Source organism: Pseudomonas entomophila (genome assembly GCF_029478665.1).
Classification (GTDB): Bacteria; Pseudomonadota; Gammaproteobacteria; order Pseudomonadales; family Pseudomonadaceae; genus Aquipseudomonas; species Aquipseudomonas entomophila_F.
This window is the reverse complement of the sequence record NZ_JARPQB010000011.1, coordinates 115790-140875: the sequence shown is the minus strand read 5'-3', so window position 1 is coordinate 140875 and position 25086 is coordinate 115790. Positions and strand designations below refer to the sequence as shown.

At 63.4% G+C, this 25086-nt stretch carries 22 protein-coding genes and 1 pseudogene; 7 read left to right on the top strand and 16 right to left on the bottom strand.

The annotated features are described in order from the left end of the window. The 9 genes from pcaC to pcaR all read right to left on the bottom strand — a co-directional run bounded on the left by pcaC (window position 1) and on the right by pcaR (window position 9829). On the bottom strand, window positions 1-393 hold the full coding sequence (gene pcaC, locus P5705_RS07900; protein WP_011532485.1) for a 4-carboxymuconolactone decarboxylase: 393 nt from the start codon (window positions 391-393) through the stop codon (window positions 1-3). Between the two features lie 10 nt (window positions 394-403). Next, a complete protein-coding gene (gene pcaD, locus P5705_RS07895; protein WP_277460291.1) occupies window positions 404-1195 on the bottom strand; it encodes a 3-oxoadipate enol-lactonase in 792 nt (263 codons plus the stop codon). A gap of 12 nt (window positions 1196-1207) precedes the next feature. After that, window positions 1208-2560 (bottom strand): 3-carboxy-cis,cis-muconate cycloisomerase, encoded by a 1353-nt coding sequence (locus P5705_RS07890; RefSeq protein ID WP_277460289.1) that lies wholly within the window; start codon window positions 2558-2560, stop codon window positions 1208-1210. A 9-nt stretch (window positions 2561-2569) separates the two neighbouring features. Continuing rightward, complete coding sequence (locus P5705_RS07885; protein WP_277460288.1) at window positions 2570-3859, bottom strand: MFS family transporter; 1290 nt, start codon at window positions 3857-3859, stop codon at window positions 2570-2572. A 222-nt stretch (window positions 3860-4081) separates the two neighbouring features. Continuing rightward, window positions 4082-5287 (bottom strand): 3-oxoadipyl-CoA thiolase, encoded by a 1206-nt coding sequence (gene pcaF, locus P5705_RS07880; RefSeq protein WP_277460309.1) that lies wholly within the window; start codon window positions 5285-5287, stop codon window positions 4082-4084. Then, entirely contained in the window at window positions 5284-6063 is a 780-nt protein-coding gene (locus P5705_RS07875; protein ID WP_277460285.1) for a CoA-transferase subunit beta, read from the bottom strand. Before P5705_RS07875 ends, pcaF begins: the two co-directional genes overlap by 4 nt. Further along, window positions 6060-6920, bottom strand: a complete 861-nt coding sequence (locus P5705_RS07870) for a CoA transferase subunit A (RefSeq protein ID WP_277460284.1) — start codon at window positions 6918-6920, stop codon at window positions 6060-6062. Before P5705_RS07870 ends, P5705_RS07875 begins: the two co-directional genes overlap by 4 nt. Window positions 6921-7182: 262 nt before the next feature. Continuing rightward, window positions 7183-8529 carry an MFS transporter gene (locus P5705_RS07865; protein WP_277460283.1) on the bottom strand — a complete coding sequence of 449 codons (1347 nt, stop codon included), beginning with the start codon at window positions 8527-8529 and terminating at the stop codon, window positions 7183-7185. 430 nt (window positions 8530-8959) lie between these two features. Further along, a complete protein-coding gene (gene pcaR / locus P5705_RS07860; protein ID WP_277460282.1) occupies window positions 8960-9829 on the bottom strand; it encodes a pca regulon transcriptional regulator PcaR in 870 nt (289 codons plus the stop codon). Window positions 9830-10411: 582 nt separating this feature from the next. On the opposite strand from pcaR, the gene P5705_RS07855 reads away from it, so the two are divergent. Both P5705_RS07855 and P5705_RS07850 read left to right on the top strand, forming a co-directional pair. Then, on the top strand, window positions 10412-10621 hold the full coding sequence (locus tag P5705_RS07855) for a hypothetical protein (protein ID WP_277460281.1): 210 nt from the start codon (window positions 10412-10414) through the stop codon (window positions 10619-10621). Window positions 10622-10921: 300 nt separating this feature from the next. Beyond that, window positions 10922-12394, top strand: a complete 1473-nt coding sequence (locus P5705_RS07850) for an inorganic phosphate transporter (RefSeq protein ID WP_277460279.1) — start codon at window positions 10922-10924, stop codon at window positions 12392-12394. A gap of 198 nt (window positions 12395-12592) precedes the next feature. Here the strand turns inward: P5705_RS07850 and P5705_RS07845 are convergent, their stop codons facing one another. Further along, window positions 12593-14068, bottom strand: coding sequence for a helicase HerA-like domain-containing protein (locus P5705_RS07845; protein WP_277460278.1), 1476 nt, complete (start codon window positions 14066-14068; stop codon window positions 12593-12595). Between the two features lie 172 nt (window positions 14069-14240). Between P5705_RS07845 and P5705_RS26360 the strand changes: the two are divergent. Next, a pseudogene (locus P5705_RS26360) lies at window positions 14241-15257 on the top strand (HAMP domain-containing protein); the annotation flags it as partial. 93 nt (window positions 15258-15350) lie between these two features. Next, on the top strand, window positions 15351-16115 hold the full coding sequence (locus P5705_RS26355) for a methyl-accepting chemotaxis protein (protein WP_373694313.1): 765 nt from the start codon (window positions 15351-15353) through the stop codon (window positions 16113-16115). Between the two features lie 146 nt (window positions 16116-16261). On the opposite strand, the gene P5705_RS07835 is transcribed toward P5705_RS26355, so the two are convergent. Both P5705_RS07835 and purU read right to left on the bottom strand, forming a co-directional pair. Continuing rightward, window positions 16262-16453 carry a hypothetical protein gene (locus P5705_RS07835; RefSeq protein ID WP_277460276.1) on the bottom strand — a complete coding sequence of 64 codons (192 nt, stop codon included), beginning with the start codon at window positions 16451-16453 and terminating at the stop codon, window positions 16262-16264. A 15-nt stretch (window positions 16454-16468) separates the two neighbouring features. Next, window positions 16469-17320: a formyltetrahydrofolate deformylase gene (gene purU, locus P5705_RS07830; RefSeq protein WP_277460275.1), complete on the bottom strand. Its 852-nt coding sequence runs from the start codon at window positions 17318-17320 to the stop codon at window positions 16469-16471. Window positions 17321-17618: 298 nt separating this feature from the next. Here purU and mvaT point away from each other — a divergent pair, with 298 nt between their 5' ends. Further along, window positions 17619-17996 (top strand): histone-like nucleoid-structuring protein MvaT, encoded by a 378-nt coding sequence (mvaT, locus tag P5705_RS07825; RefSeq protein WP_213659777.1) that lies wholly within the window; start codon window positions 17619-17621, stop codon window positions 17994-17996. A 72-nt stretch (window positions 17997-18068) separates the two neighbouring features. Here the strand turns inward: mvaT and sbcB are convergent, their stop codons facing one another. From sbcB to P5705_RS07810, 3 genes are all read right to left on the bottom strand, one after another. Beyond that, complete coding sequence (sbcB, locus tag P5705_RS07820) at window positions 18069-19499, bottom strand: exodeoxyribonuclease I (RefSeq protein WP_277460274.1); 1431 nt, start codon at window positions 19497-19499, stop codon at window positions 18069-18071. 62 nt (window positions 19500-19561) lie between these two features. Then, a complete protein-coding gene (locus tag P5705_RS07815; RefSeq protein WP_277460273.1) occupies window positions 19562-19921 on the bottom strand; it encodes a PilZ domain-containing protein in 360 nt (119 codons plus the stop codon). A 124-nt stretch (window positions 19922-20045) separates the two neighbouring features. Further along, on the bottom strand, window positions 20046-20432 hold the full coding sequence (locus P5705_RS07810) for a tetratricopeptide repeat protein (RefSeq protein ID WP_277460272.1): 387 nt from the start codon (window positions 20430-20432) through the stop codon (window positions 20046-20048). Window positions 20433-20612: 180 nt separating this feature from the next. Between P5705_RS07810 and pyk the strand changes: the two genes are divergently transcribed. Beyond that, on the top strand, window positions 20613-22067 hold the full coding sequence (gene pyk, locus P5705_RS07805; protein ID WP_277460271.1) for a pyruvate kinase: 1455 nt from the start codon (window positions 20613-20615) through the stop codon (window positions 22065-22067). 98 nt (window positions 22068-22165) lie between these two features. Here the strand turns inward: pyk and P5705_RS07800 are convergent, their stop codons facing one another. After that, window positions 22166-23086 (bottom strand): iron-sulfur-binding ferredoxin reductase, encoded by a 921-nt coding sequence (locus P5705_RS07800; protein WP_277460269.1) that lies wholly within the window; start codon window positions 23084-23086, stop codon window positions 22166-22168. A gap of 287 nt (window positions 23087-23373) precedes the next feature. On the opposite strand from P5705_RS07800, the gene P5705_RS07795 reads away from it, so the two are divergent. Then, on the top strand, window positions 23374-24897 hold the full coding sequence (locus tag P5705_RS07795; RefSeq protein WP_277460268.1) for a fumarate hydratase: 1524 nt from the start codon (window positions 23374-23376) through the stop codon (window positions 24895-24897). Window positions 24898-25086: the final 189 nt, after the last annotated feature.

Genomic DNA, 25086 nt, shown 5'->3' with positions numbered 1-25086 from the left:
TCAACCGCGCGACTCGACCCCCAGCTCATCCCACACCGACTCCGCCAGGTGGAACGTGGCATTGGCTGCGGGAATCCCGCAGTAGATCGCGCTCTGCATGATCACTTCCTTGATCTCTTCCCGCGTCACGCCGTTGTTGGCCGCCGCGCGCAGGTGCAGCTTGAGTTCGTCGTTGCGGTTCATGCCGATCAGCATGGCGATGGTGATCAGGCTGCGGGTATGCCGGGGCAGCCCGGGGCGGGTCCAGATGTCACCCCAGGCATGGCGGGTGATCATCTCCTGGAACTCGCCATTGAAGTCGTTGAGCTTCTCCAGGCTGCGGTCGACATGGGCATCGCCCAGCACCGCGCGGCGCACCTTCATGCCTGCTTCGTAGCGTTGCTTCTCGTCCACGGTCGGCTCCTCAGCGGCTCAGCAGGAAATCGAGCACGCGGCGGCTGAACGGCGCGCCGACCTCGACGTTGGACAGGTGCGCCGCCGGGAACTCGACGTACTCGGCACCCAGGATACCGGCCTGCATGAAACGACCATGTTCGGGGGTGGTGACCGCATCGGCAGTGCCGGCGACGATCAAGGTTGGTACCTGGATATGGTTGAGCTGGTCACGCAGGTCGGTATCGCGCACCGCGCCACAGTTGGCCGCGTAGCCTTCGGGCGAAGTCTGCGCCAGCATCTGGCAGATGCGCTGGGCCTGCTCCGGCTCGGCTGCGGCGAAGGCCGGGGTGAACCAGCGGGCGATCGAGGCATCGCGCAATTCGCCCATGGCCTGCCGGCCGCCCTTGAGCACCGTGTCGATACGGGTGTTCCACACCTCGTCGCTGCCAATCTTCGCCGCCGTGTTGCACAGGGTCAGGCTGAGCAGGCGCTGGCCGGCGTTGATCGCCAGCCACTGGCCGATCAGGCCGCCCATGGACAGGCCGACGAAATGGGCTGTTTCGATATCCAAGGCATCGAGCAGGGCCAGCACATCACCACCCAATTGTTCGATGGTGTAGGGGCCAGCGGTCACCAACGACTCGCCATGGCCCCGGGTGTCGTAGCGCAGCACGCGAAAATGCTCACTCCACGCCGCGACCTGCGCATCCCACATGCGCAGATCGGTGCCCAGCGAGTTGGACAGCACCAGCACCGGGGCATCGGCCGGGCCGTCGAGTTGGTAATGCAGTACGCCATCGGCCAGTTGCACGTGCGCCACAGCGGTCTCCTTTCAGGCGGTGAAACGTTGATGTTCGGCCACGGCGCGCGCCACCCAGACGCGGGCCTGGCCAAGGTAATGAGTGGGGTCGAGCAAGCGGTCGAGTTCATCGGCAGACAATTCGGCGCTGACCTGCGGCTCATCGCCGAGCACGGCACGCAGGTGGCGTTGCTCGGCCACCGCGCGCTGGCAGCACTGCTCCAGCAGGTGATGGGCACGGTCACGGCCCAGGCGCTGGGCCAGGACGATGCTGACCGCCTCGGCCAGCACCAGGCCCTGGGTGAGATCAAGGTTGCGGCGCATGCGCGCGGCATCCACCTGCATGCCCTCGGCGATCACCTGGGCCTGGCGCAGGGCGCCGGAGACCAGGCAACAGATTTCCGGCAGGGTTTCCCACTCGGCATGCCACAGGCCCAGGCTGCGCTCATGCTCCTGGGGCATGGCGGCGAACAGCGTCGAGACCAGCCCCGGCACGCGGGTGGCGGCACCGATCAGTACCGCCGCGCCCACCGGGTTGCGCTTGTGCGGCATGGTCGAGGAGCCGCCCTTGCCTGGGGCTGAAGGTTCGAACAGCTCGCCCGCCTCGGTCTGCATCAGCAGGCTGACATCGCGCCCGAACTTGCCCAGGCTGCCGGCGACCAAACCCAGCACCGAGGCGAACTCCACCAGGCGGTCGCGCTGGGTGTGCCAGGGTTGCTCGGGCACGGTCAATTCAAGCTGTTCGGCCAGCGCCTCGGTCACCGACAGGGCCTTGCTGCCCAATGCCGCCAGGCTGCCGGAGGCGCCGCCGAACTGCAGCACCAGCAGGCGCGGGCGCAGTTCCTTGAGGCGCTGGCGATGACGAGTCAGGGCGCCGAGCACGCCAGCCAATTTCATCCCCAGCGTCACCGGTGTGGCGTGCTGCAACCAGGTACGCCCCACCAGCGGCGTGTCGGCATGCTGCAAGGCCTGGCGGGCCAAGCTACCGGCCAACTTGGCGAGATCGCTTTCGATCAGCGCCAAGGCATCGCGCAGTTGCAGTACCAGGCCGCTGTCCATCGCATCCTGGCTGGTGGCGCCCAGGTGCACATAGCGCTCGGCCTCGGGCACGCCGCTGGCGACCACCTTGCCCAGCGCCTTGACCAGCGGGATCGCCGAGTTGCCGGCGATGGCGATGGCCTGCGCCAGGGCCGGCACCTCGTAGCGCTCGGCCTTGCAGGCCGCCTCGATGGCCATCACCGCCGTGTGCGGCACCAACCCGACGGCCGCCTCGGCCCGAGCCAGCGCGGCCTCGAAGTCGAGCATGCCTTGCAGCCTTCCGCGATCGGAGAAGATCTCGCGCATGGCCGGCGCGGTGAAGTAGGCATCGAACAGCTGGTTGCTCATGCAATGTCCTTAGTGATCGTGGTGCAGGTACGCCGCCTGCTTCGGCAGGCGCAGGCTGAACAGGAAGGCGATCGCCATCATGGCGGTCACATACCAGTAGAAGGTGTTCTCCATGCCCATGTTTTTCAAGTTCAGGGCCACATACTCGGCCGAGCCGCCGAACACCGCGTTGGCCACCGCATAGGCCAGCCCGACGCCCAGGGCGCGCACCTGCGGCGGGAACATCTCGGCCTTCACCAGGCCGCTGATGGAGGTATAGAAACTGACGATGCACAGCGCCAGGGTCACCAGCACGAAGGCCATGAACGGGCTGGTGACAGTCTTCAGCGCCATCAGCAGCGGCACGGTGAAAATCGTCCCCAGGGCGCCGAACAGCAGCATCGAGTTACGTCGGCCGATACGGTCCGAGAGCATGCCGAACACCGGCTGCAGGATCATGAACAGGAACAGTGCGCCGGTCATCACGAAGCTGGCGCTCTTGGCGTTCATCCCGGCCGTGTTGACCAGGTACTTCTGCATGTAGGTGGTGAAGGTGTAGAAGATCAGCGAGCCACCGGCGGTGTAGCCGAGCACCGTGATGAAGGCGGCAGCGTGATGACGGAACAGACCACTGATGGTGCCCGCCTCCTTGTCCTGGCGGTTTTCAGCGCTGCTGGTCTCTTTCAGCGAACGGCGCAGCATCAGCGAGATCAGCGCGGCGATGGCGCCGACCACGAAGGGGATGCGCCAGCCATAGGCACGCAATTCTTCCTCGGTCAGCAGCTGTTGCAGGATCACCACCACCAGCACCGCCAGCAACTGCCCACCGATCAGGGTGACGTACTGGAACGAGGCGAAGAAACCACGCTGCCCGCGCAAGGCCACTTCGCTCATGTAGGTGGCGGTGGTGCCATATTCGCCGCCCACCGACAGCCCCTGGATCAGCCGCGCCAACAGCAGCAGGGCCGGCGCCCAGGCGCCGATGCTGGCGTAGGTGGGCAGGCAGGCGATGATCAGCGAGCCGAAGCACATCATCAGCACCGAAGTCATCAGCGAATTCTTGCGCCCATGGCGGTCGGCCAGGCGGCCGAAGATCCAGCCGCCGATGGGGCGCATCAGGAAGCCGGCGGCGAACACCCCGGCGGTGTTGAGCAATTGGACGGTGGGGTCATCGGAGGGGAAGAAGGCCGGGGCGAAGTAGATCGCGCAGAAGGCGTAGACATAGAAGTCGAACCATTCCACCAAGTTGCCCGACGAGGCGCCAACGATGGCGAAGATGCGCTTGCTGCGTTCTTCGCCGGTGTAATAGCTGGAAGTCATGGTGTTATTTACTCCTGGGGGGTCACTGCAAAGTCTAGACATACCCAGTAACAATCTTGTTCCACTTCAAGGTACAGGTCCCTTTGTAGGAGCGGCCTTGTGCCGCGAAAGGGGTGCAAGGCAGCCCCGGCAATCTTGAAGGGATCTTCAGATCCTGGGGCTGCTACGCAGCCCTTTCGCGGCACAAGGCCGCTCCTACAGGGGAGCGTGCCGTGTTCGAGATCACACCCGCTCGATGGCCAGCGCCAACCCTTGGCCAACCCCGACGCACATGGTCGCCAACCCTTTACGACCACCGCTCTTCTCCAACTGATGCAACGCCGTCAGTACCAGCCGCGCCCCGCTCATCCCCAGCGGATGCCCCAGGGCAATCGCGCCACCGTTGGGGTTCACCTGCGGCGCATCATCCGCCACCCCCAGCTCGCGCAGCACCGCCAGGCCCTGGCTGGCAAACGCTTCGTTCAACTCGATGACATCGAAATCCGCCACTGCCACGCCCAGGCGCTCGGTCAGCTTGCGTACCGCCGGCACCGGGCCGATCCCCATCACCCGAGGCGCCACACCGGCACTGGCCATGCCCAGCACCCGAGCACGCGGGGTCAGACCGTGCTTCTTCACGGCCTCGGCCGACGCGAGGATCAAGGCCGCCGCACCGTCGTTGACCCCCGAGGCATTGCCCGCCGTGACAGTCTTGTCCGGGCCATTCACCGGCTTGAGCTTGTTCAACGCCTCCAGCGTGGTGTCCGGACGTAGGTGCTCGTCACGCTCGACCACGGTTTCGCCTTTCTTGTGGGCGATACGCACGGGCACGATTTCCTCGGCGAAGAACCCCGCAGCCTGCGCGACGGCCGCCTTCTGCTGGCTGCGCAGGGCAAAGGCGTCCTGGTCGGCACGCGAGATTTTGTAGTCGTCGGCGACGTTGTCGGCGGTCTCGGGCATCGCGTCCACGCCGTACTGGGCTTTCATCAACGGGTTGACGAAGCGCCAACCGATGGTGGTGTCCTCCAGCTTCATGTTGCGCGAATAGCCGCTCTCGGCCTTGCCCATCACGAATGGCGCACGGGACATCGACTCGACACCACCGGCGATGGCCAGCTCCATCTCGCCACTGGCGATGGCACGGAAGGCGGTGCCGATGGCATCCATGCCCGAGGCGCACAAGCGGTTGAGGGTCACCCCGGGAATGCTCGCTGGCAGGCCGGCCAGCAACAGCGCCATGCGCGCGACGTTGCGGTTGTCTTCACCGGCCTGGTTGGCGCAACCGAAGAACACTTCGTCGAGCTGCTCCCACTGCACGCCCGGGTTGCGCTCTATCAGCGCCTTGAGCGGCACCGCCGCCAGGTCGTCGGCACGCACGCCGGCCAGGGCGCCGCCGAAACGGCCGATGGGGGTGCGGATGGCATCGCAGATGAATACATCACGCATCAGGCTTCTCCTGCCGTCTGACCATGGGCGGCGGCGGTGCGAGCTTCGAGGTCGCGCAGGGCGGACAGTTCGACGTCGCTCGGTGCGGCGGTTTCCTGCACGTCGTCGGCGAAGCGGATTGCCCAGCCGGTGGCGGCGATGATCTGCTCACGGGTCACGCCCGGATGGATCGCGGTGACCACGAACTCGTGGGTGCCCTCTTCCGGTTCCATGATGCACAGGTCGGTGATGATGCCGACCGGCCCCTCTCCCGGCAGGCCCAGGCGCTTGCGCGAATCGCCGCCTTCGCCATGGCCGACCGAAGTGATGAAGTCGAGCTTGTCGACGAACGCCCGTGGCGACTGCTTGAGGATGATCAGCACCTGCTTGGCGGAGCCGGCGATCTCCGGCGCGCCGCCAGCGCCCGGCAGGCGGGTCTTCGGCGCATGGTAGTCACCCACCACGGTGGTGTTGATGTTGCCGAAGCGGTCGACCTGGGCGGCGCCAAGGAAACCGACATCGATACGCCCGCCCTGCAGCCAGTAGCGGAAGATCTCGCCGGTCGGCACCACGGTGTCGGCGGTCTCGGCCAGCTCGCCATCGCCGATCGATAGCGGCAGCACGCTGGGCTTGGCACCGATCGGGCCGGACTCGTAGATCAGCACCACGTCGGGTGACGAGGTCAGGCGCGCCAGGTTGGCAGCCTTGGACGGCAAGCCGATGCCGACGAAGCAGACGGCGCCGTTGCGCAGGCGACGGGCAGCGGCGACGGTCATCATTTCGGAAGTGGAGTAGCTCATTGCGCGGCCTCCGCGGTGCTGGCCAGCCTGGCCTGGAATTCATTGAAGTCTGCGGTGCCGCGGATGTAGGTATCGATCCAGGCAGAGAACGACTCACGGTTGCGGGCGATCGGGTCCCAGGCCTGGTAGAAGCGGTTGTCGCGCTCGTAGTAACCGTGGGCATAGGACGGATGGGCGCCGCCAGGCACAAGGCATACCGCGCTGAGTGCCCAGGTCGGCAGCACGCAGGCGTTCATCGGCGCATTCAGTTCATCGACGATCTCTTCGACGGTGACGATGCAGCGCTTGGCCGCCAGGGCCGCTTCCTTCTGTACGCCCAGAATGCCCCACAGCAGCACATTGCCTTTGCGGTCGGCCTTCTGCGCGTGGATCACAGTGACGTCCGGACGTACCGACGGCACGGCGGCGAGCACTTCGCCGGTGAACGGGCAGGTGACACTCTTGATCAGCGGGTTGACCTTCGGCAGGTCGGAGCCGGCGTAGGCACGCAGTACCGCGAACGGCAGCCCGGAGGCACCGGCGACATAGGCGTTGGCCAGGTCGGCATGGCTGTGTTCCTCGATTTCGATCGCATGCGGCCATTGTTTCTCGACGGCGTCACGCAAGCGGTGCAGCGAACCGACACCGGGGTTGCCGCCCCAGGAGAAGATCAGCTTGCGCGCACAGCCGGCACCGATCAGTTGGTCGTAGATCAGGTCCGGGGTCATGCGCACCAGGGTCAGGTCGCGCTTGCCCTGGCGGATGATCTCGTGGCCCGCGGCGGTCGGGATCAGGTGGGTGAAGCCTTCGAGGGCGACGCTGTCGCCATCCTGGATGAACTGCTTCACGGCCTCGTGAAGCGAGAGGATTGCTGCCATTGGAGACTCCTGGTCAGGACGAGTCGGGTCAGTGAGCAGCGGGCCGATGCATCGCTGCGATGGGCCCAGATTAAGGAGAATGCTGGCAGCGTTACAATCCGATAATCGCACTAACGTTCGATTATCGAACGTTTTGTTACCTGATCGACATGTACTCAACTGTAGGAGCCGGCCTTGCCGGCGAACCAGGCAACGCGGTGGCTGGCACCGGCGTTGCCGGTGTTCGCCGGCAAGGCCGGCTCCTACAGGGAACAGCGCCAGGTCAGGTTGCGTCGGCGTGGCTCACCAGCCCTTTCACCACCACCCCCACGGTGGCCAAGGCCGCCGGCACCAGCAACGCCGTCAGCACCTGCTCGAAACTCCACCCCAGCCCAAGCAAGGTCGCCCCGCTCCAAGCCCCCAGAATCGCTCCGAACCGCCCGATCCCGAGCATCCACGACACCCCGGTGGCCCGCCCCTGGGTGGGGTAGAACCGTGCCGCCAGTGAAGGCATGGCCGACTGCGCCCCGTTGACGCACATGCCGGCGATCAGCACCAGGGTCGCCAGCAGGGTGATGTTGCCCAGGCTCTGCCCCACCGCATAGGCGAACACGCCAGCCAACAGGTAGAACAGGCCGATCACCTTGTGCGGATTGAAGCGGTCCATGGCCCAGCCCACCACCACCGCGCTGAGCACACCACCAAACTGGAACAACGCACCGATGAACGCGGCCTGCTCCATGCTCGCGCCGCTGTCGCGCATCAAGGTCGGCAGCCAGCTGGTCAGCAGGTAGACGATCACCAGGCCCATAAAGTAGGTCAGCCACAACAGCATGGTGCCCAAGCCATAGGTTGCAGAGAAGATCACGGCAAATACATTACGCGTGGCGACGGCCTTCTGCTCCGGCACACTGAAGCTCGACGCTTGCGCGACCACCGTCGGCGCAATGGGTGCCAGGGTCTTGCGAATCCTGTCCACACTGCGGTTGCGCACCACCAGGAAACGCGCCGACTCCGGCAGCCAGGCCAACAGCACCAGCGCCAGCAGCAAGGGCAGCACCCCGCCGATCACCAGCAGGCTGTGCCAGCCATAGGCCGGGATCAGCTTGGCGGACATGAAGCCGCCACCGGCCATGCCCAGGTTGAAACCACAGAACATGCTGGTCACCAGCAGCGACTTGAGACGCTCCGGCGTGTACTCGGAGAGCAACGTGGTGGCATTGGGCATGCCCGCGCCCAGGCCGAGGCCCGTGAGAAAGCGCAGTACCAACAACTGATCGACATTACTGGCGTAGGCCGAGGCCAGGCTGAAACCACCGAACACCAGCACTGCCGCCACCAGCACGCCCTTGCGCCCGAAACGGTCGGCCAGCGGGCCGGAACCCAGCGCGCCAAATACCATACCGATCAACGCGGCGCTCATCACTGGGCCAAGGCTGGCGCGGTCGATCCCCCACTCCTGGGACAACGCCGGGGCGATGAAGCCCATGGCCGCGGTGTCGAGGCCATCAAGAAAGACAATCAGGAAGCACAGGATGACCACCCGCCACTGATAACGCGACAGGGGCTGGTCATTGATGAACGTCTGGACGTCGAGGCAGCGGCCGACGGTGGATTGCGGTTTGTTCATTATTGTTATCCAGGAGAGAGGCGCAGGCAGGCGACTGCGTAAAAGTAAACGCAGGGGCAGGAAACTTCTCGGATATACAGGCGCGGGATCAGCCTGAGAGCAATGGCACCGTGCGCGGGTGCGGCCGCGACAACGATAGAGGCGTTTTCATGGGGAGCCCTTCTGGCCTGTTGTTATTGTCGGGTCGGCAAAGCCGACTCGTGCGACAGACATTAATCAGCAGGCGTGGACTGCGCAATTCACTGGAAACGAGATTGTGCGTTTATCGAACAGGAAAGCAGGTGAGCTGTTCGATTAGGTAATGCATAACTTACCTGTAGGAGCGGCTTCAGCCGCGATCACCCGCTAAGCGGGTGCCAGACACCGCGCTGCCTGCATCGCGGCTAAAGCCGCTCCTACAGATTTTTGCAAACCCGTGAGGCTCGGCGAGTCAACCGAACAACTGATGACAAAGGTCCCGGCTGGCCGCCAGCAGGATCGGCAGGAAACGCTGCTCCAGCTCGCTGCGGCTGACCCGCCCAACATGAGTACTGACATTCAGCGCCGCCAGCACCTGCCCGGAGGCATCGTAGATCGGCACGGCAATCGAGCGCAGCCCTTGCTCCAGCTCCTGGTCGACCACGCACCAACCCTGTTGACGTACCTGCTGGATGCAGGCGAACAACGACGCCGGATCATGCAGGGTACGACTGGTTCGGGCCTTGAGGTCGGCGCGCTCCAGGTATTCGTGAAGGCTGGCGTCGTCGAGCGCCGCCAGGAGAATGCGCCCCATCGACGTGCAGTAGGCCGGCAGCCGTCCGCCCACCGAAAGGTCCACCGAAATCAGCCGCTCCACCGTGGCCGAACGCGCTATATAAAGGATGTCGTCACCTTCGAGGGTAGCCATGTTGGCCGCCTCGTGGAGCTGGTCGCTGATCCGATCCAGGTAGGGTTGGGCCGAAACCGCCAGCGGGGTCGAGGACAGGTAGGCATGGCCCAGCGTCAGTACCTTGGGCAGCAGCGAGTAGGTACGGCCATCGGTGGTCGCATAGCCCAGCTTGATCAGGGTGTGCAGGCAACGGCGCACGGCCGCGCGGGGGATTTCCGTGCGATGGCTGATCTGGGCGATGGTCAGGTGCCGCTTGCGCTCCTGGAAGGCTTGGATCACCGCCAGGCCGCGGGCCAGGGAAGTCATGAAGTCCGGATCGCCAGTGAACGCCTGGATACGCTTGGCCGCCGAAGCCACGATCGGGGGTGCCATGGCAGGCGTCGCGCCCTTTGCGGGTTCGTTTGCCAAGGGGCCGTTGGTTTCTTCGCTCATGGACTCGCCTCAAAAAAACGCTGGTTTGTGCGATTATCGAACGAACGGCCGATAATCGCAATTGACCGCTGACACTTTTGCTTATACCTTTCCCCTGCCACATGTGGCTTCTTTGGAGAGACTGGTCAGGTACCCACCGCAGAAGTCCCAGGCAACGGCCTCGCCCTCCCGCGAGGCCGTTTTCATTTCAGCCGCTCGAAGTAAACTTCCACGCTTCACGGCGTTGAACTTCCTGACGACCGAAGGGACCAATGCCCACGCCAGTCATTGACAACTTCGGTGACCTTGTCAGTAACAAGTAAAGAACGATAGTCTTCGACTTGGCGATTGCTATAATCGACTCCGTTGATTGCCCACTCGCACTATTACGGATCCAATCGACCCACCTTCGTCGCTTTCCGACCTTCAGGCCCATTGCCTCAGGCATGGCTTGTCCAGTGGTGATCAAAGGCACTTTTCCAGGTCGCCCTTCACTCCCCACCGCGTGTCCTCGCGACGAATCATTTCGCGCTGGCGGTGCGCCCACACGTTAATTGTGTCCTTCAACGCCAGCGCCAAACTTCAACCTATTCAGGTATTACTGTGACGAAAGAAGAACTGCGCGCGGAACTCGAGCGCCAGGCCGAACGTTACAAGGATGTATACGGTGGCGAAGTCACCACCTATGCCGCGCAACCCGAACCAGAACGCAAACCCTGGCGTAAACGCGCCACTGTCCGTGACCAGGCCTTTGCCCAGGAACTGGAAAAGATGGAGAAGGAACTGCGCGCCGAAGGTGATGAACCTGCGTGATGCCATCGCGCCATCGGCGATCGCCCTGGCGCGCGTTGAGCGTGGTCGGAACAGCCTCGGTGAAATGGATTCACACAAATTTCATACAACCGTTTGAAATTTGAACCGCAATCAACCTACGCATCAAATCTCTGATTTTTATAGAAATTGCCGAATTTTCCGCGCACTTTCGCCAACCATCGTATTGCCAGCTTCACCGCCTGCAACAGATGCCTGCCTGCCATCGGTCAGCGGCGGGTGCATCGATTGCCATGGTTTTCTGGCATAATCCCGCCCCCCTAAGACCGCCAGAAAACCTTCATGATCGATTTATTCAGCGGACTGGATGCCTGGGTTATCGTGAGCCTGACGCTCGCTTTGACCTTCGTCCTCGCATTCGAGTTCATCAATGGCTTTCATGACACCGCCAACGCGGTAGCCACTGTCATCTATACCAAAGCCATGCCACCGCACCTGGCCGTGTTCTTCTCCGGTGTGTTCAACTTCCTCGGGGTTCTGCTCGGCGGTGTCGGGGTGGCCTACGCCATCGTCCACCTGCTGCCGGTCGAACTGCTGATCAATGTGAACACCGGGCACGGCCTGGCCATGGTCTTCTCGTTGCTGGCCGCGGCCATCACCTGGAACCTGGGCACCTGGTACTTCGGTATCCCGGCCTCCAGCTCGCATACCCTGATCGGTTCGATCCTCGGTGTCGGCCTGGCCAATGCACTGATCAGCGACATCCCACTGGGCGATGGCGTGAACTGGCAGAAGGCGATCGACATCGCCACGTCGCTGGTCCTCTCGCCAATGGCTGGCTTTGCCGTTGCAGCCCTGGTGCTGCTCGGCCTGAAGTGGTGGCGCCCGCTGTCGAAGATGCACAAGACGCCCGAACAGCGCCGCAAGCTCGACGACAAGAAGCACCCACCGTTCTGGAACCGCCTGGTGCTGGTGATCTCGGCCATGGGCGTGAGCTTCGTGCACGGCTCCAACGACGGCCAGAAAGGCATCGGCCTGATCATGCTGGTACTGATCGGTATCGTCCCGGCCAAGTTCGTCCTCGACCTGAACAGCACCACCTACCAGATCGAGCGTACCCGCGACGCGACGATGCACCTGAGCCAGTTCTACCAGCGCAACTCCGCCACCCTCGGCGAGTTCCTGGCACTGGGCAAGGCGCAATCCAGCGACCTGCCGGAGCAGTTCAGCTGCAACCCGCAGCAGACCGAACCGACCATCGCCGCCCTGCAGTCCTCGCTCGCCGGCGTGACCGACTACCGCGCCCTGAGCGCCGAGAAGCGCGTCGAAGTGCGCCGCTACCTGCTGTGCCTGGACGACACGGCGAAGAAGGTCGGCAAGCTGCCAGGCCTGGAAGCCCGTGAAAAGGCCGACCTGGAGAAGCTGCGCAAGGACCTGACCGCCACCACCGAGTACGCGCCGTTCTGGGTGATCGTTGCCGTCGCCCTGGCTCTGGGCCTGGGCACCATGGTCGGCTGGAAGCGCGTGGTGCTGACCGTCGGCGAGAAGATCGGCAAACAGGGCATGACCTATGCCCAGGGCATGTCGGCGCAGATCACCGCCGCCTGTGCCATCGGCATGGCCAACATCTTCAGCCTGCCGGTGTCCACCACCCATGTGCTCTCGTCAGGCGTGGCCGGTACCATGGTCGCCAACAAGAGCGGCCTGCAGGGCGGCACGGTGAAGACCATCCTGCTGGCCTGGGTCCTCACCCTGCCGGCCTCGATGGGCCTGGCGGCCGGCCTGTTCTGGCTGGCGTCCAAGGCCATCGGCTGAGTGACAGCACTGTAACGAAAAAGGCGCCTTCGGGCGCCTTCTTCGTTTTATAAGCCCCTACACCACCCGTGTAGGAGCGGCCTTGTGCCGCGAAAGGGGTGCGAAGCGCCCCCCTGATCTTCGATTCACCTCAAGACTGCCGGGGCTGCTGCGCAGCCCCTTCGCGGCACAAGGCCGCTCCTATAACCACAATCTGGCTTAGCGTTTTTTCCCGCCCAGCAACGACCCCATCAAACCACGCACCAACTGCCGCCCCAACTGATTGGCCGCCTGGCGTACCGCCGACTTGATCGCCTGCCCTGCCGCACTTTGCAGAAACTCCCCGGCCTTGTCGGCAAAACTGTCTTCATCCGCCTTGGGTTGCGGCGCCGGCTCCACCGGCTCACCCTTGCGCTGGGTGAGCATTTCGTAAGCCGATTCCCGATCGATCGGCTTGTCATAACGCCCCGCCAGAGGCGAGGCGCCGATCAACGCACTACGCTCGGCGGCGCTCAGTGGCCCGATCCGTGACTGGGGCGGCGCGATCAGCACCCGCTGAACCATCGCAGGCGTGCCTTTCTCCTCCAGCGTGCCCACCAGCGCTTCACCGATCCCCAGCTCGGTCAGCACCGCCAGGCTGTCGAATGCCGGGTTGGGGCGGAAACCATCGGCCACGGCGCGCAGCGACTTCTGCTCCTTGGCCGTGAACGCCCGCAGGCCGTGCTGGATACGCAGCCCCAACTGGGCGAGTACGGCATCAGGCAGGTCCCCGGGCGACTGGGTGACGAAATACACCCCCACGCCTTTGGAGCGGATCAGCCGCACCACTTGCTCCAGACGGTCTTGCAACGCCTTGGGGGTACCGTTGAACAGCAAGTGCGCCTCGTCGAAGAACAGCGCCAGCACCGGCTTGTCGGCATCACCACGTTCGGGCAACTGTTCGAACAGCTCGGCCAGCAGCCAAAGCAGGAAGGTCGCATACACCTTGGGCGCGTCGTGCACCAGGCGGCTGGCGTCAAGCAGGTGGATGCGCCCGCGACCGTCACCGTCGGCCCGCAGCAGATCCTCAAGCTGCAGGGCCGGCTCGCCGAACAACGCCTCGGCGCCCTGTTGCTCCAGGGTTGCCAACCGGCGCAGCAAGGCTTGGGTAGAGGCACTGGTCATCAGTGCGCTGTCCTCGCCCAGCAATTGGGGGTTGTCCTTCAGGTGCGCGAGCAACGCTTTGAGGTCTTTCAGATCAAGCAACAGCAGCCCTTCGCGGTCAGCCACCTTGAAGGCCGCATACAGCGCAGCCTGCTGGCTGTCGGTCAGCTCGAGCAGATTACCCAGCAACAAGGGGCCCATGTCGCTCAAGGTGGTGCGCAAGGGATGCCCGGATTGCCCGGCGACATCCCACAAGGTAACCGGATAAGCCTGAGGCCTGTGGTTCAACCACGACATCCCGGCGATCCGCTCGGCCACCTTGCCCTGGGGCGCGCCGCTGGCACCCAGGCCACACAGGTCACCCTTCACATCCGCGGCGAACACCGCGACACCGGCATCGCTGAACAGCTCGGCCAGGTGCTGCAAAGTGACTGTCTTGCCGGTACCGGTCGCCCCCGCCACCAGACCATGGCGATTGGCCAGGCGCATGGCCTGTGACACGGACTGGCCATCAGGGCCGGCCCCTATAACCATTTGCGAAGAATCTGACATCTTGCTTCATCCCCTACTCAAGTTCTGCCACCTGACTGCCGATATTTCAAAATGATTCCTCCCAGAAAGACAGTAACAACCCGAAAAGGACTCACGGGAATTGTTGCACTGTTTTCCAGCCGTGCTTTGTGCGAACGACCCGATAACAAAACCTTAGCGGACGCATCACGTCATGAATAAAAGCCTTCGTTTCAGCCACAAGATTCTTCTGGCGGCATCACTGATCGTGATCCTCGCCTTCAGCCTGTTCACCCTCTACAACGACTACCTCCAGCGTAATGCCATTCGCGCCAACCTGGAGAACTACCTGGCTGAAATGGGCGAATCGACGTCCACGAACATTCGCAACCTGTTCGAAGGGCGGATAAAACTGGTCGAGAACGTCGCCCAGAACCTCGCCCAGTCGCCACAGAACGCCGGCGCCCTGCTCGGCCAGAACGCCCTGACCTCGAGCTTCCTGACCATCTACCTGGGCCAGCCCGACGGTACCTTCACCGTGCGCCCCGACACCAAGATGCCCGACGGCTACGACCCGCGCGTACGCCCGTGGTACAAGGATGGCCTGAACGCCAATGGGCCGATGCTCACCGAGCCCTATATCGACATGGCCACCAACAAGATGGTCATCTCGATCGTCGCCACCGCCTCGCGCTCGGTCGGCGTGGTCGGTGGCGACCTGGCACTGGACGGCCTGGTGGAGATCATCAACGCGCTGAACTTCGGTGGCATGGGCTACGCCTTCCTGGTCAATGACCAGGGCAAGATCCTGGTGCACCCGGACAAGAACCTGGTGATGAAGTCGCTGTCGGACCTGTTCCCGCAGAACACCCCGCGCCTGTCCGGTGACCTGACCGAGGTCGAGCTCAACGGCCAGACCCGCCTGCTCACCTTCACCCCGGTCAAGGGCCTGCCTTCGGCCAACTGGTACATCGGCCTGTCGGTGGACAAGGACAAGGCTTTCTCGATGCTCAGCACCTTCCGCACCTCGGCGGTGATCGCCACCCTGGTGGCGGTGGTGATCATCATTGCCCTGCTGGGCTTGCTGATCAACGTGCTGATGCAACCGCTGCACACCATGACCCGCGCCATGGCGAACATCGCCGAGGGCGAAGGCGACCTGACCCGTCGCCTGGAGATCCACAACCACGACGAGTTCGGCATCCTCGGGACCGCCTTCAACCGTTTCGTCGAGCGTATCCACGGCTCGATCCGCGAAGTGTCGTCGGCCACCGAGCAGGTCAACGAAGTGGCCCTGCGGGTGATCAGCGCCTCCAACTCGTCGATGAGCAACTCCGACGAACAGTCCAACCGCACCAACAGCGTCGCCGCCGCCATCAACCAGCTCGGCGCCGCCGCCCAGGAAATTGCCGGCAACGCCGCCCAGGCCTCGCAACATGCCAGCTCCGCCCGTTTGCTGGCAGAGGAAGGTCAGCAAGTGGTGCAGCGCAACATCGATGCGATGAACCGCCTGTCGGACCTGATCGTCACGTCGAGCGAGCATATCGAGACGCTCAACAACAAGACCGTCAACATCGGCCAGATCCTCGAAGTGATCACCAGCATCTCCCAGCAGACCAACCTGCTGGCGCTGAATGCCGCGATCGAGGCCGCCCGCGCCGGCGAAGCCGGGCGTGGTTTCGCCGTGGTGGCAGACGAAGTACGCAACCTCGCCCACCGCACCCAGGAGTCGGCGCAACAGGTACAGAAGATGATCGAGGAGCTGCAGGTCGGCGCCCGCGAGTCGGTCGACACCATGGGCCAGAGCCAACGTCACAGCCAGGACAGCATGGACATCGCCAACCAGGCCGGTGAACGCCTGGGCAGCGTCACCCAGCGCATTGGCGAGATCGACGGCATGAACCAGTCGGTGGCCACCGCCACCGAGGAACAAACCGCCGTGGTCGACTCGATCAACATGGACATCAACGAAATCAACATGCTCAACCAGGAAGGGGTCGAGAACCTGCAGGCCACCCTGCGCGCGTGCTCGGACCTGGAGCAGCAGGCCGGGCGCCTGAAGCAGCTGGTCGGTAGCTTCCGGATCTGACCTGGAGCCGCCTGCGGGCGCTCCCATGGAGAACAGCGTTCGCTGTGGGAGCAAGTGCAGGCCGGCCCTGCCCAGGATAGGCACAGGATGCCCTCTGGCCCGGCTTTGCCGGGTTTCGCCAGCAAGGCTGACTCCTACAGGTCAAGTCACAGCAGTGATTTGGCAACCTGCCGAGCACAGGGCTCGTCAGCGCAATTCATCACATCCCAGAGCTCGGCGGCACCGGGGAACTCGGTGCCGTCTTCATCGCTCAGCGCATCCGGATCGAAACGGGCCAGGCAACCCTCGCCCAAGGTGGGCGGCGCCACGGCGCCGGCCTTGTCACGTGGGTCTGTCATAGGCCAATGCTCGCCTCAGTTGAACACGACAGTCTTGTTGCCGTGGACCAGCACGCGGTCTTCCAGGTGATAACGCAGGCCGCGGGCCAGGACCATCTTCTCCACGTCACGGCCGAAGCGGACCATGTCCTCGATGCTGTCGGCGTGGCTGACACGCACCACGTCCTGCTCGATGATCGGGCCGGCATCCAGCTCCTCGGTGACATAGTGGCAGGTCGCGCCGATCAGTTTCACGCCACGCAGGGCCGCCTGGTGGTAAGGCTTGGCACCAACGAACGAGGGCAGGAAACTGTGGTGGATGTTGATGACCTTTTCCGCGTATTCCTGGCACAGCTGCGGCGGAAGAATCTGCATGTAGCGCGCCAGCACCACGGCGTCGGCCGCGTATTCCTGAACCAGGCGCGAAACCTCGGCGAACGCCGGCTGCTTGTCCTTCGGGTCGACCGGCACATGGTGGAACGGAATACCGTGCCACTCGACCATGCTGCGCAGGTCGTTGTGGTTGGAGATCACGCAAGGGATCTCGCAGTCCAGCTCGTCGGTGTGCCAACGGTGCAGCAGGTCGGCCAGGCAGTGCGACTCACGGCTGGCCATCAGCACCACGCGTTTCTTCTGCGCGGAATCAGTGATACGCCAGGTCATGGAGAACTCTTCTGCGATCGGCGCGAAGGCCTCGCGGAAAGCCTCGATACCGAACGGCAGGGATTCTGCGCGGATCTCATGGCGCATGAAGAACCAGCCGCTCTGTTCGTCGGAGTGATGGCTGGCCTCGTTGATCCAGCCATTGTAGAGGGCCAGGAAATTACTGACTTTTGCCACGATGCCGACACGGTCGGGGCAGGCAATCACCAGTCGATAGGTGCGCATGAGAAAGACTCCAGAAACTTCGCAAAGGGCCCATTCTAGCGGGCCGCTGGGAAAAACGCAGTATCGATCGACACACTGCGCGGGCCAGCCATACTCCACGGCCAACGCAGGACATACCCCTTCTTTCAACGGGGAGATGACCCTGTCCCGCATGAATATGTAAATTTTTCTTAACCTAACAGTGGCGCTATCACTCGCCATCATTAATTGATTCAATATTTTTTTATTGTTTACTTGCGAGTATCGCCTGTCTATTATTGCCCTCACTGTCCCCTACACATGAATTAAGGAACGCTCCATGTCCCTGATCAACGAATACCGCGCCACCGAAGAAGCCATCAAGGAACTTCAAGCTCGCCTGGCCAACCTGTCGCAAGACGACAAGCTGAAGAAAGAGCTGGAATTCGAAGGCAAACTGCGCACCCTGATGGGCGAATACTCCAAGTCCCTGCGTGACGTGATCGCCCTGCTCGATCCGGAAAGCAAACTGAGCAAAGCGCCACGCGGCACTGCCAAAACCACCACTACCAAGCGCGCGCGCAAGGTCAAGCAGTACAAGAACCCGCACAATGGCGAGGTTATTGAAACCAAGGGTGGCAACCACAAGACCCTGAAAGAGTGGAAAGCCAAGTGGGGCGGCGACGTCGTCGAAAGCTGGGCCACCCTGCTGGACTGATTCGCGCACCGCGCTTCAGTTTCAACTTCAAGAACGCCGGCATTTGCCGGCGTTTTTGTTTATCCATTCCCTTCAGATCTGGAACTGCGCTTTCAGTTGTCCGGCATGGGCCCGCCAAGCCTCCAGCACCTTCCGGCCGGCCTCGTCGGCACTGGCCAAGCTGCTCTGGCACGCCACCTCGAAGTCGCCGAGTGTATTGGGGGCTCCCCACTTCGGGTCGCTCAGGCGTTGCTGACAGAAACCATGCCAACGTGCGAGCTCCTGCTCATCAAGCGTGTCGGCAAAGTTGCGTGCACGGTAGCGGAACAGTAACTCCGGCAAGCGCGGATCATCGAACATCCAGTGCCCTTGACCCAGTTGAGCTGGATCCACGCTTCGCACTTGCTCGCATAAGCGCCGATCGCGATCCCCGAAGAAACCGTCATACAGCTGTTGTTCCGGATCCTCCGTCGGGGCAAAAGCTTCTTCTTCGAAGATAATATCCAGCTTGTCGCGCCAGGTTGCCTGCTGATTGGCCAGATGGTCAGCATGCGACTGCAACGTCGACATATCGATCCCCAGCCGCTGCTGATCGTGGGCACGTATTACCGATAACGGGGCCACGACTGGGCAACGATTGATATGCACCAACTTCAACGGCACCGGTAATTCACCCTCGGCCATGTCTTCACGGCGCGTGTACAAGCGCTGACGCAACACTTGCGCACTTTCCTTCAGTAACGGCGCGCTGTCCTGACCCAGGTCACACACAATCAACGCGTTGCGATTGCGCGGGTGCCAGGCCAGCGGCAACACCACGCCGATATAGTTACGTTCCGCCGAAAAACGACCGGAGACATGCACCAAAGGCTGCAACAGACGAATCTGCTCCATCACTTTATGTTTGCTGCGCAACTGGAACAGCCAGTCATACAACTTCGGTTGCCGATCACGAATCAATCGGGCCAGGGCGATGGTTGCCCGCACGTCGGAAAGCGCTTCATGGGCATGGCCGTGCTCGATGCCATTGGCCTTGCTGAGCAACTCCAGGCGCAAGCTGGTGCGCCCGTCCTGCTGCGGCCAGACGATCCCCTCGGGGCGCAAGGCGTAGGCGGTACGCACGACGTCGATCAGGTCCCAGCGGCTGTTGCCGCCCTGCCACTCGCGGGCGTAGGGGTCGAAGAAGTTGCGATAGAGGCTGTAACGGGTAACCTCATCATCGAAGCGCAAGGTGTTGTAGCCGGCGCCACAGGTACCTGGGCGCGCCAGCTCGGTGTGCACGCGCGTCATGAACTCGGCCTCGCACAGCCCCTGGTTGGCTAGCTGCTGCGGCGTGATGCCAGTCACCAGGCAAGCGGCCGGGTGCGGGAGGATATCGTCCGAGGGGCGGCAGTAAAGGTTGATCGGCGCCTCGATCTCGTTGAGATCGAGGTCAGTGCGCACACCGGCCATCTGCAGCGGGCGGTCGCAACGCGGATTGATGCCGGTGGTTTCGTAGTCGTGCCAGAAGATGCTGGAGCTCACGGGGTCTTCCTGTAACAAGGTCGACCAGAGTCTAGCGGGCTGTGTGGGGCCTGGGCCAGCGCTCAGGCAGAAGCATTCACGGGGCGGAAGCTGAAGAAGACACGCAGGGAGCGCACGAACTCATCGTATTCCTGGGGGGCCTGCAGCAGCATGAAGCCGGCATCGTAGTGCCCCGGCGTCTCGTCTTCGCGGCACCACAGGCAACTGGCGGTGAGGTTGATGAACTGCAGCCCGCCGCCGGCCAGCGGCACGCGCAGTTGCAGCTCGAAGTCCGGCCCTACCAGGACCGGCAACTGGCTGATCAGCATCAGGCCATCTTCGGATGCGTTGCCCAGGTAACCGATCTGCTGGTCGGTGAAGCGGTTGAAGACCTTGAGCACGCAGGGGAGCTGATGGCGTTGGATATGGCGTTCGATGAACATGGTCGCAGCGCGTTCCTGTACCTGGAGCCAGGAAGACAAGGTACTGGCGATAATCGATACAACATGTTTAACAGATTAGCCCAGTCGGCGGCACCCTCTACATGAAATCATGGAAACCTTGGTATTAACGCCAAGGTGTAGTGTTCACCGGATTGGCCACCGCCGCTTCCGTGCCACGCAGGTGGCCCAGCTTCTCCAGCGTCTGCAGGCGGGCCTGGGCGCGGTAGGCGTATTCGTTGCGCGGGTACTGCTGGATCAGGTACTGATAAGTCTGCGCCGCATCGACGAAAAGCTGCTGGCGCTCCAGGCACTGGCCGCGCAGCAGCGACACTTCCGGGTGGATGAACGGGCGGGCGCGGCTGGTGCGGTCGACCTGCGACAGCTCCAGCATCACTTTCGAGCAGTCGCCACGGTCGTAAGCGCGGTAGGCGTTGTTCAGGTGATGGTCCATGGACCAGCGGGTGCAGCCGACGACACTGGCCGCCATGGTCAAAACGATCAGGGTGCGCATGGGAATTCTCCTTTGATGGCAGTGTATCGGCCTTTCTCGACAAATCTTCACAGGCATTTGCAAGCATACCTCGACCGTTCAAACGCCACCCACACGCGTGCACAGGTAGTGCAACGGAACAATGACTACAGCGAGATTCAGGAGTAGCCTTTCGCTGCGCTTCACTATAGGAGTCTGTGCATGTCCATCCGCCGCACCAAAATCGTCGCCACCCTTGGCCCCGCCAGCAACTCGCCGGAAGTGATCGAACAGCTGATCCTCGCCGGCCTCGACGTGGCACGTCTGAACTTCTCCCACGGCACGCCGGACGAGCACAAGGCCCGCGCCCGCCTGATCCGCGACATCGCCGCCAAGAACGGCCGCCACGTTGCGCTGCTGGGCGACCTGCAAGGTCCGAAGATCCGTATCGCCAAGTTCGCCAACAAGCGCATCGAACTGAAAGTCGGTGACACCTTCACCTTCTCCACCGCCCACCCGCTGACCGAAGGCAACCAGGACATCGTCGGCATCGACTACCCCGACCTGGTCAAGGACTGCGGCGTCGGTGACGAGCTGCTGCTCGACGACGGCCGCGTGGTCATGCGCGTCGAGACCGCCACCGCGGACGCCTTGCGCTGCGTGGTGATCGTCGGTGGCCCGCTGTCTGACCACAAAGGCATCAATCGCAAAGGTGGCGGCCTGACCGCGCCAGCCCTGACCGAAAAAGACAAGGCCGACATCAAGCTGGCCGCGGAAATGGACCTGGACTACCTGGCCGTGTCGTTCCCGCGTGACGCCAAGGACATGGAATACGCCCGCAAGCTGCGCGACGAAGCCGGCGGCAGCGCCTGGCTGGTGGCCAAGATCGAACGCGCCGAAGCCGTGGCCGATGACGAGACGCTGGACGGCCTGATCGCCGCCTCCGACGCCGTGATGGTGGCCCGTGGCGACTTGGGCGTGGAAATCGGCGACGCCGAGCTGATCGGTATCCAGAAGAAGATCATCCAGCACGCCCGCCGCAACAACAAGGCGGTGATCGTGGCGACCCAGATGATGGAGTCGATGATCCAGAACCCAATGCCGACCCGTGCCGAAGTGTCCGACGTGGCCAACGCCGTGCTCGACAACACCGACGCGGTAATGCTGTCGGCTGAAAGCGCCGCCGGTGCCTACCCGATCGAAGCCGTCCAGGCCATGGCGCGCATCTGCCTGGGCGCTGAAAAGCACCCGACCAACCAGAAGTCCAGCCACCGCCTGCACACCACTTTCGAGCGCTGCGACGAGAGCATCGCCCTGGCGGCCATGTACACCGCCAACCACTTCCCGGGCGTCAAGGCGATCATCGCCCTCACCGAAAGTGGCTACACCCCGCTGATCATGTCGCGCCTGCGTTCGCACGTGCCGATCTTCGCCCTGTCGCCGCACCGCGCAACGCAAGCGCGCGCCTCGATGTTCCGCGGCGTCTACCCGATCGCCTTCGACCCGGCTTCGCTGCCGGCCGACAAGGTGAGCCAGGCGGCCGTCGACGAACTGCTCAAGCGTGGGCTGGTGGAGCAAGGTGACTGGGTGATCCTGACCAAGGGCGACAGCTACCACACCATCGGTGGCACCAACGGCATGAAGATCCTGCACGTCGGTGATCCGCTGGTCGGCTGACCCCGCATTCGCCGGCAAGCCGGCTCCTACGGATACGGTGTATCCCCCGTAGGAGCCGGCTTGCCGGCGAAACGGCCAGCGCTGCTCACCGAGAAACGTCAGGCATGCTCGGTGAACACATCCGCCAAGACCTGATTGCGCGGCACCCCGGCAATGAACAGCCGCCGCGCAAACCGCTCGACACTCCCCGGCCTCCCGCACACCAGCGCCATCGTCTGCCGCGATGACAGCCGCAACCTCGCCAACGCGTCCTCCAGCTGATCCGCCAGCACCAGTTCGACACTCACACCCGCCATTTGCGACAACGGCTCGGCCAGGTAATGCCCTGCCTGATCGCGCGCCACGTGCAGCACCTTGATCTCCCCTTGATGCCCCTGGCGTAACGCCTCGCGCAGAATGCCCCACAACGGTGCAAGCCCAGTACCCGCCGCCAGCAGCCAGAGCGGGCGCCCATGCCAGTCCGGGTCGTAGTGCAATGCGCCACCGCGCAACTCGCCAAGCCTCATTGCGTCGCCCACCTGCAGTTGCCTGGCCCGGTCGCAGAATGCGCCGGGACGACTGCAATCGATGTGGAACTCCAGGAAGTCCTCTTCCCCAGGCAAGCTCGCCAATGAATAGGGCCGTGCTGCTTCACCGCACCACAGCACCAGGTGCTGCCCGGCCTGGTAGCGCAGCGGCCTGTCAGGTTGCAGGCGCAGGCGCAGCACATCGCCGAACCAGGCCAGTTCACGCACCAATGCTGGCAGGCCGTCGCGTTGCGGGTCGAACAAGGCCACCCGCAGGTCACCGCTGACCGAACACTGGCAGGCCAGCCGCCAGCCTTGCTCACGCTTGTCCATCGCCAGCGCCTCGGGCTTGGCGTCCTCGGGCAGCCCATCCAGGCAACGCACCAGGCAGGCATGGCAACTGCCGGCACGGCAGCTGTAAGGCACGGCACAGCCCGCGTCGTTGAGCGCGTCGAGCAAGTTGCTGGCGGCCGGCACTGTCCAGCGGTGTTCGCCCACGCAAAGTTCGGGCATGTGTTCTCCAGGGGGCTGATTCGAGATCGGTTCGCCGGCAAGCCGGCTCCTACGGGGTTGGGGTCGTTCTTTTCTCATTCTACGGCGCCAGCAAGAAGGATGCCCGCGCCCTGCCGACCTTGGTCCAGACCACGTGCAGGTGTTTCCCACGGCGGGGCACGGTATACTGCCGCGCCTTTTTTGTGCCGGCCCGACCAGCCGGCGCCTTGCCAGGCGTTCCTGACATACAGGTGTGCACTGTCGGAATGCCTTTTCGAATGTTCCCGTCTTCAAGAGGAGCGCGCTGCATGACCGTGATCAAGCAAGACGACCTGATTCAGAGCGTCGCCGACGCCCTGCAATTCATTTCGTACTACCACCCCGTCGACTTCATCCAGGCGATGCACGAGGCCTACCTGCGTGAAGAGTCGCCCGCCGCGCGCGACTCCATCGCCCAGATCCTGATCAACTCGCGCATGTGCGCCACCGGCCACCGCCCGATCTGCCAGGACACCGGCATCGTCACCGTGTTTATCCGCGTCGGTATGGACGTACGCTGGGACGGCGCCACCCTGAGCGTCGACGACATGATCAACGAAGGTGTGCGCCGCGCCTACAACCTGCCCGAGAACGTCCTGCGCGCCTCGATCCTGGCCGACCCGGCCGGTGCCCGCAAGAACACCAAGGACAACACTCCGGCCGTGATCCACTACTCGATCGTCCCTGGCGACAAGGTCGAAGTCGACGTGGCTGCCAAAGGCGGTGGTTCCGAGAACAAGTCGAAGATGGCCATGCTCAACCCGTCCGACTCGATCGTCGACTGGGTGCTCAAGACCGTGCCGACCATGGGCGCCGGCTGGTGCCCGCCTGGCATGCTGGGCATCGGCATCGGCGGCACCGCCGAGAAAGCCGCGGTGATGGCCAAGGAAGTGTTGATGGAGTCCATCGACATCCATGAGCTGAAGGCCCGTGGCCCGCAGAACCGCCTCGAAGAGATCCGTCTGGAGCTGTTCGACAAGGTCAACCAGCTGGGCATCGGCGCCCAGGGCCTGGGCGGCCTGACCACCGTGCTCGACGTCAAGATCATGGACTACCCGACCCACGCCGCCTCGCTGCCGGTGTGCATGATCCCCAACTGCGCCGCCACCCGCCACGCCCACTTCGTGCTCGATGGTTCCGGCCCGGCCGAGCTGGAAGCGCCGTCGCTGGACGCCTATCCGGAAATCGTCTGGGAAGCCGGCCCAAGCGCCCGCCGCGTCAACCTGGACGCCATCACCCCGGAAGAAGTCGCCAGCTGGAAACCGGGCGAGACCATCCTGCTCAACGGCAAGATGCTCACCGGCCGCGACGCCGCGCACAAGCGCATGGTCGAGATGCTCAACCGTGGCGAGGAGCTGCCGGTCGACCTCAAAGGCCGCTTCATCTACTACGTCGGCCCGGTCGATCCGGTCGGTGACGAAGTGGTAGGCCCTGCCGGCCCGACCACCGCCACCCGCATGGACAAGTTCACCCGCCAGATCCTCGAGCAGACCGGCCTGCTAGGCATGATCGGCAAGTCCGAGCGTGGCCCGACCGCCATCGAGGCGATCAAGGACAACAAAGCCGTGTACCTGATGGCCGTGGGTGGCGCCGCCTACCTGGTGGCCCAGGCCATCCGCAAGTCGAAGGTCCTGGCCTTCGCCGAGCTGGGCATGGAAGCGATCTACGAGTTCGAGGTCAAGGACATGCCGGTCACCGTCGCGGTGGACAGCCAGGGTGAGTCGGTACACATCACCGGCCCCGCGCTGTGGCAGAGCAAGATCGCCGAAAGCTTGGCGGTGGAAGTGAAGTAACCCCCCTGCCGTAGGCAAAAAGCCGCTCCCCTGGAGCGGTTTTTTTTTGCCCGTGCACTGGCTGTTGCACGAGGATTTCTATCCAGCGGCTGTGCCCCCCAAGCACTCGCGGCTGCCTCCCTGCGGCCTTCTTCTGGGTGATCACGCTGAGCTTTATGTAACGCAGCCAGCGGCCCTGTTCCCACTTTA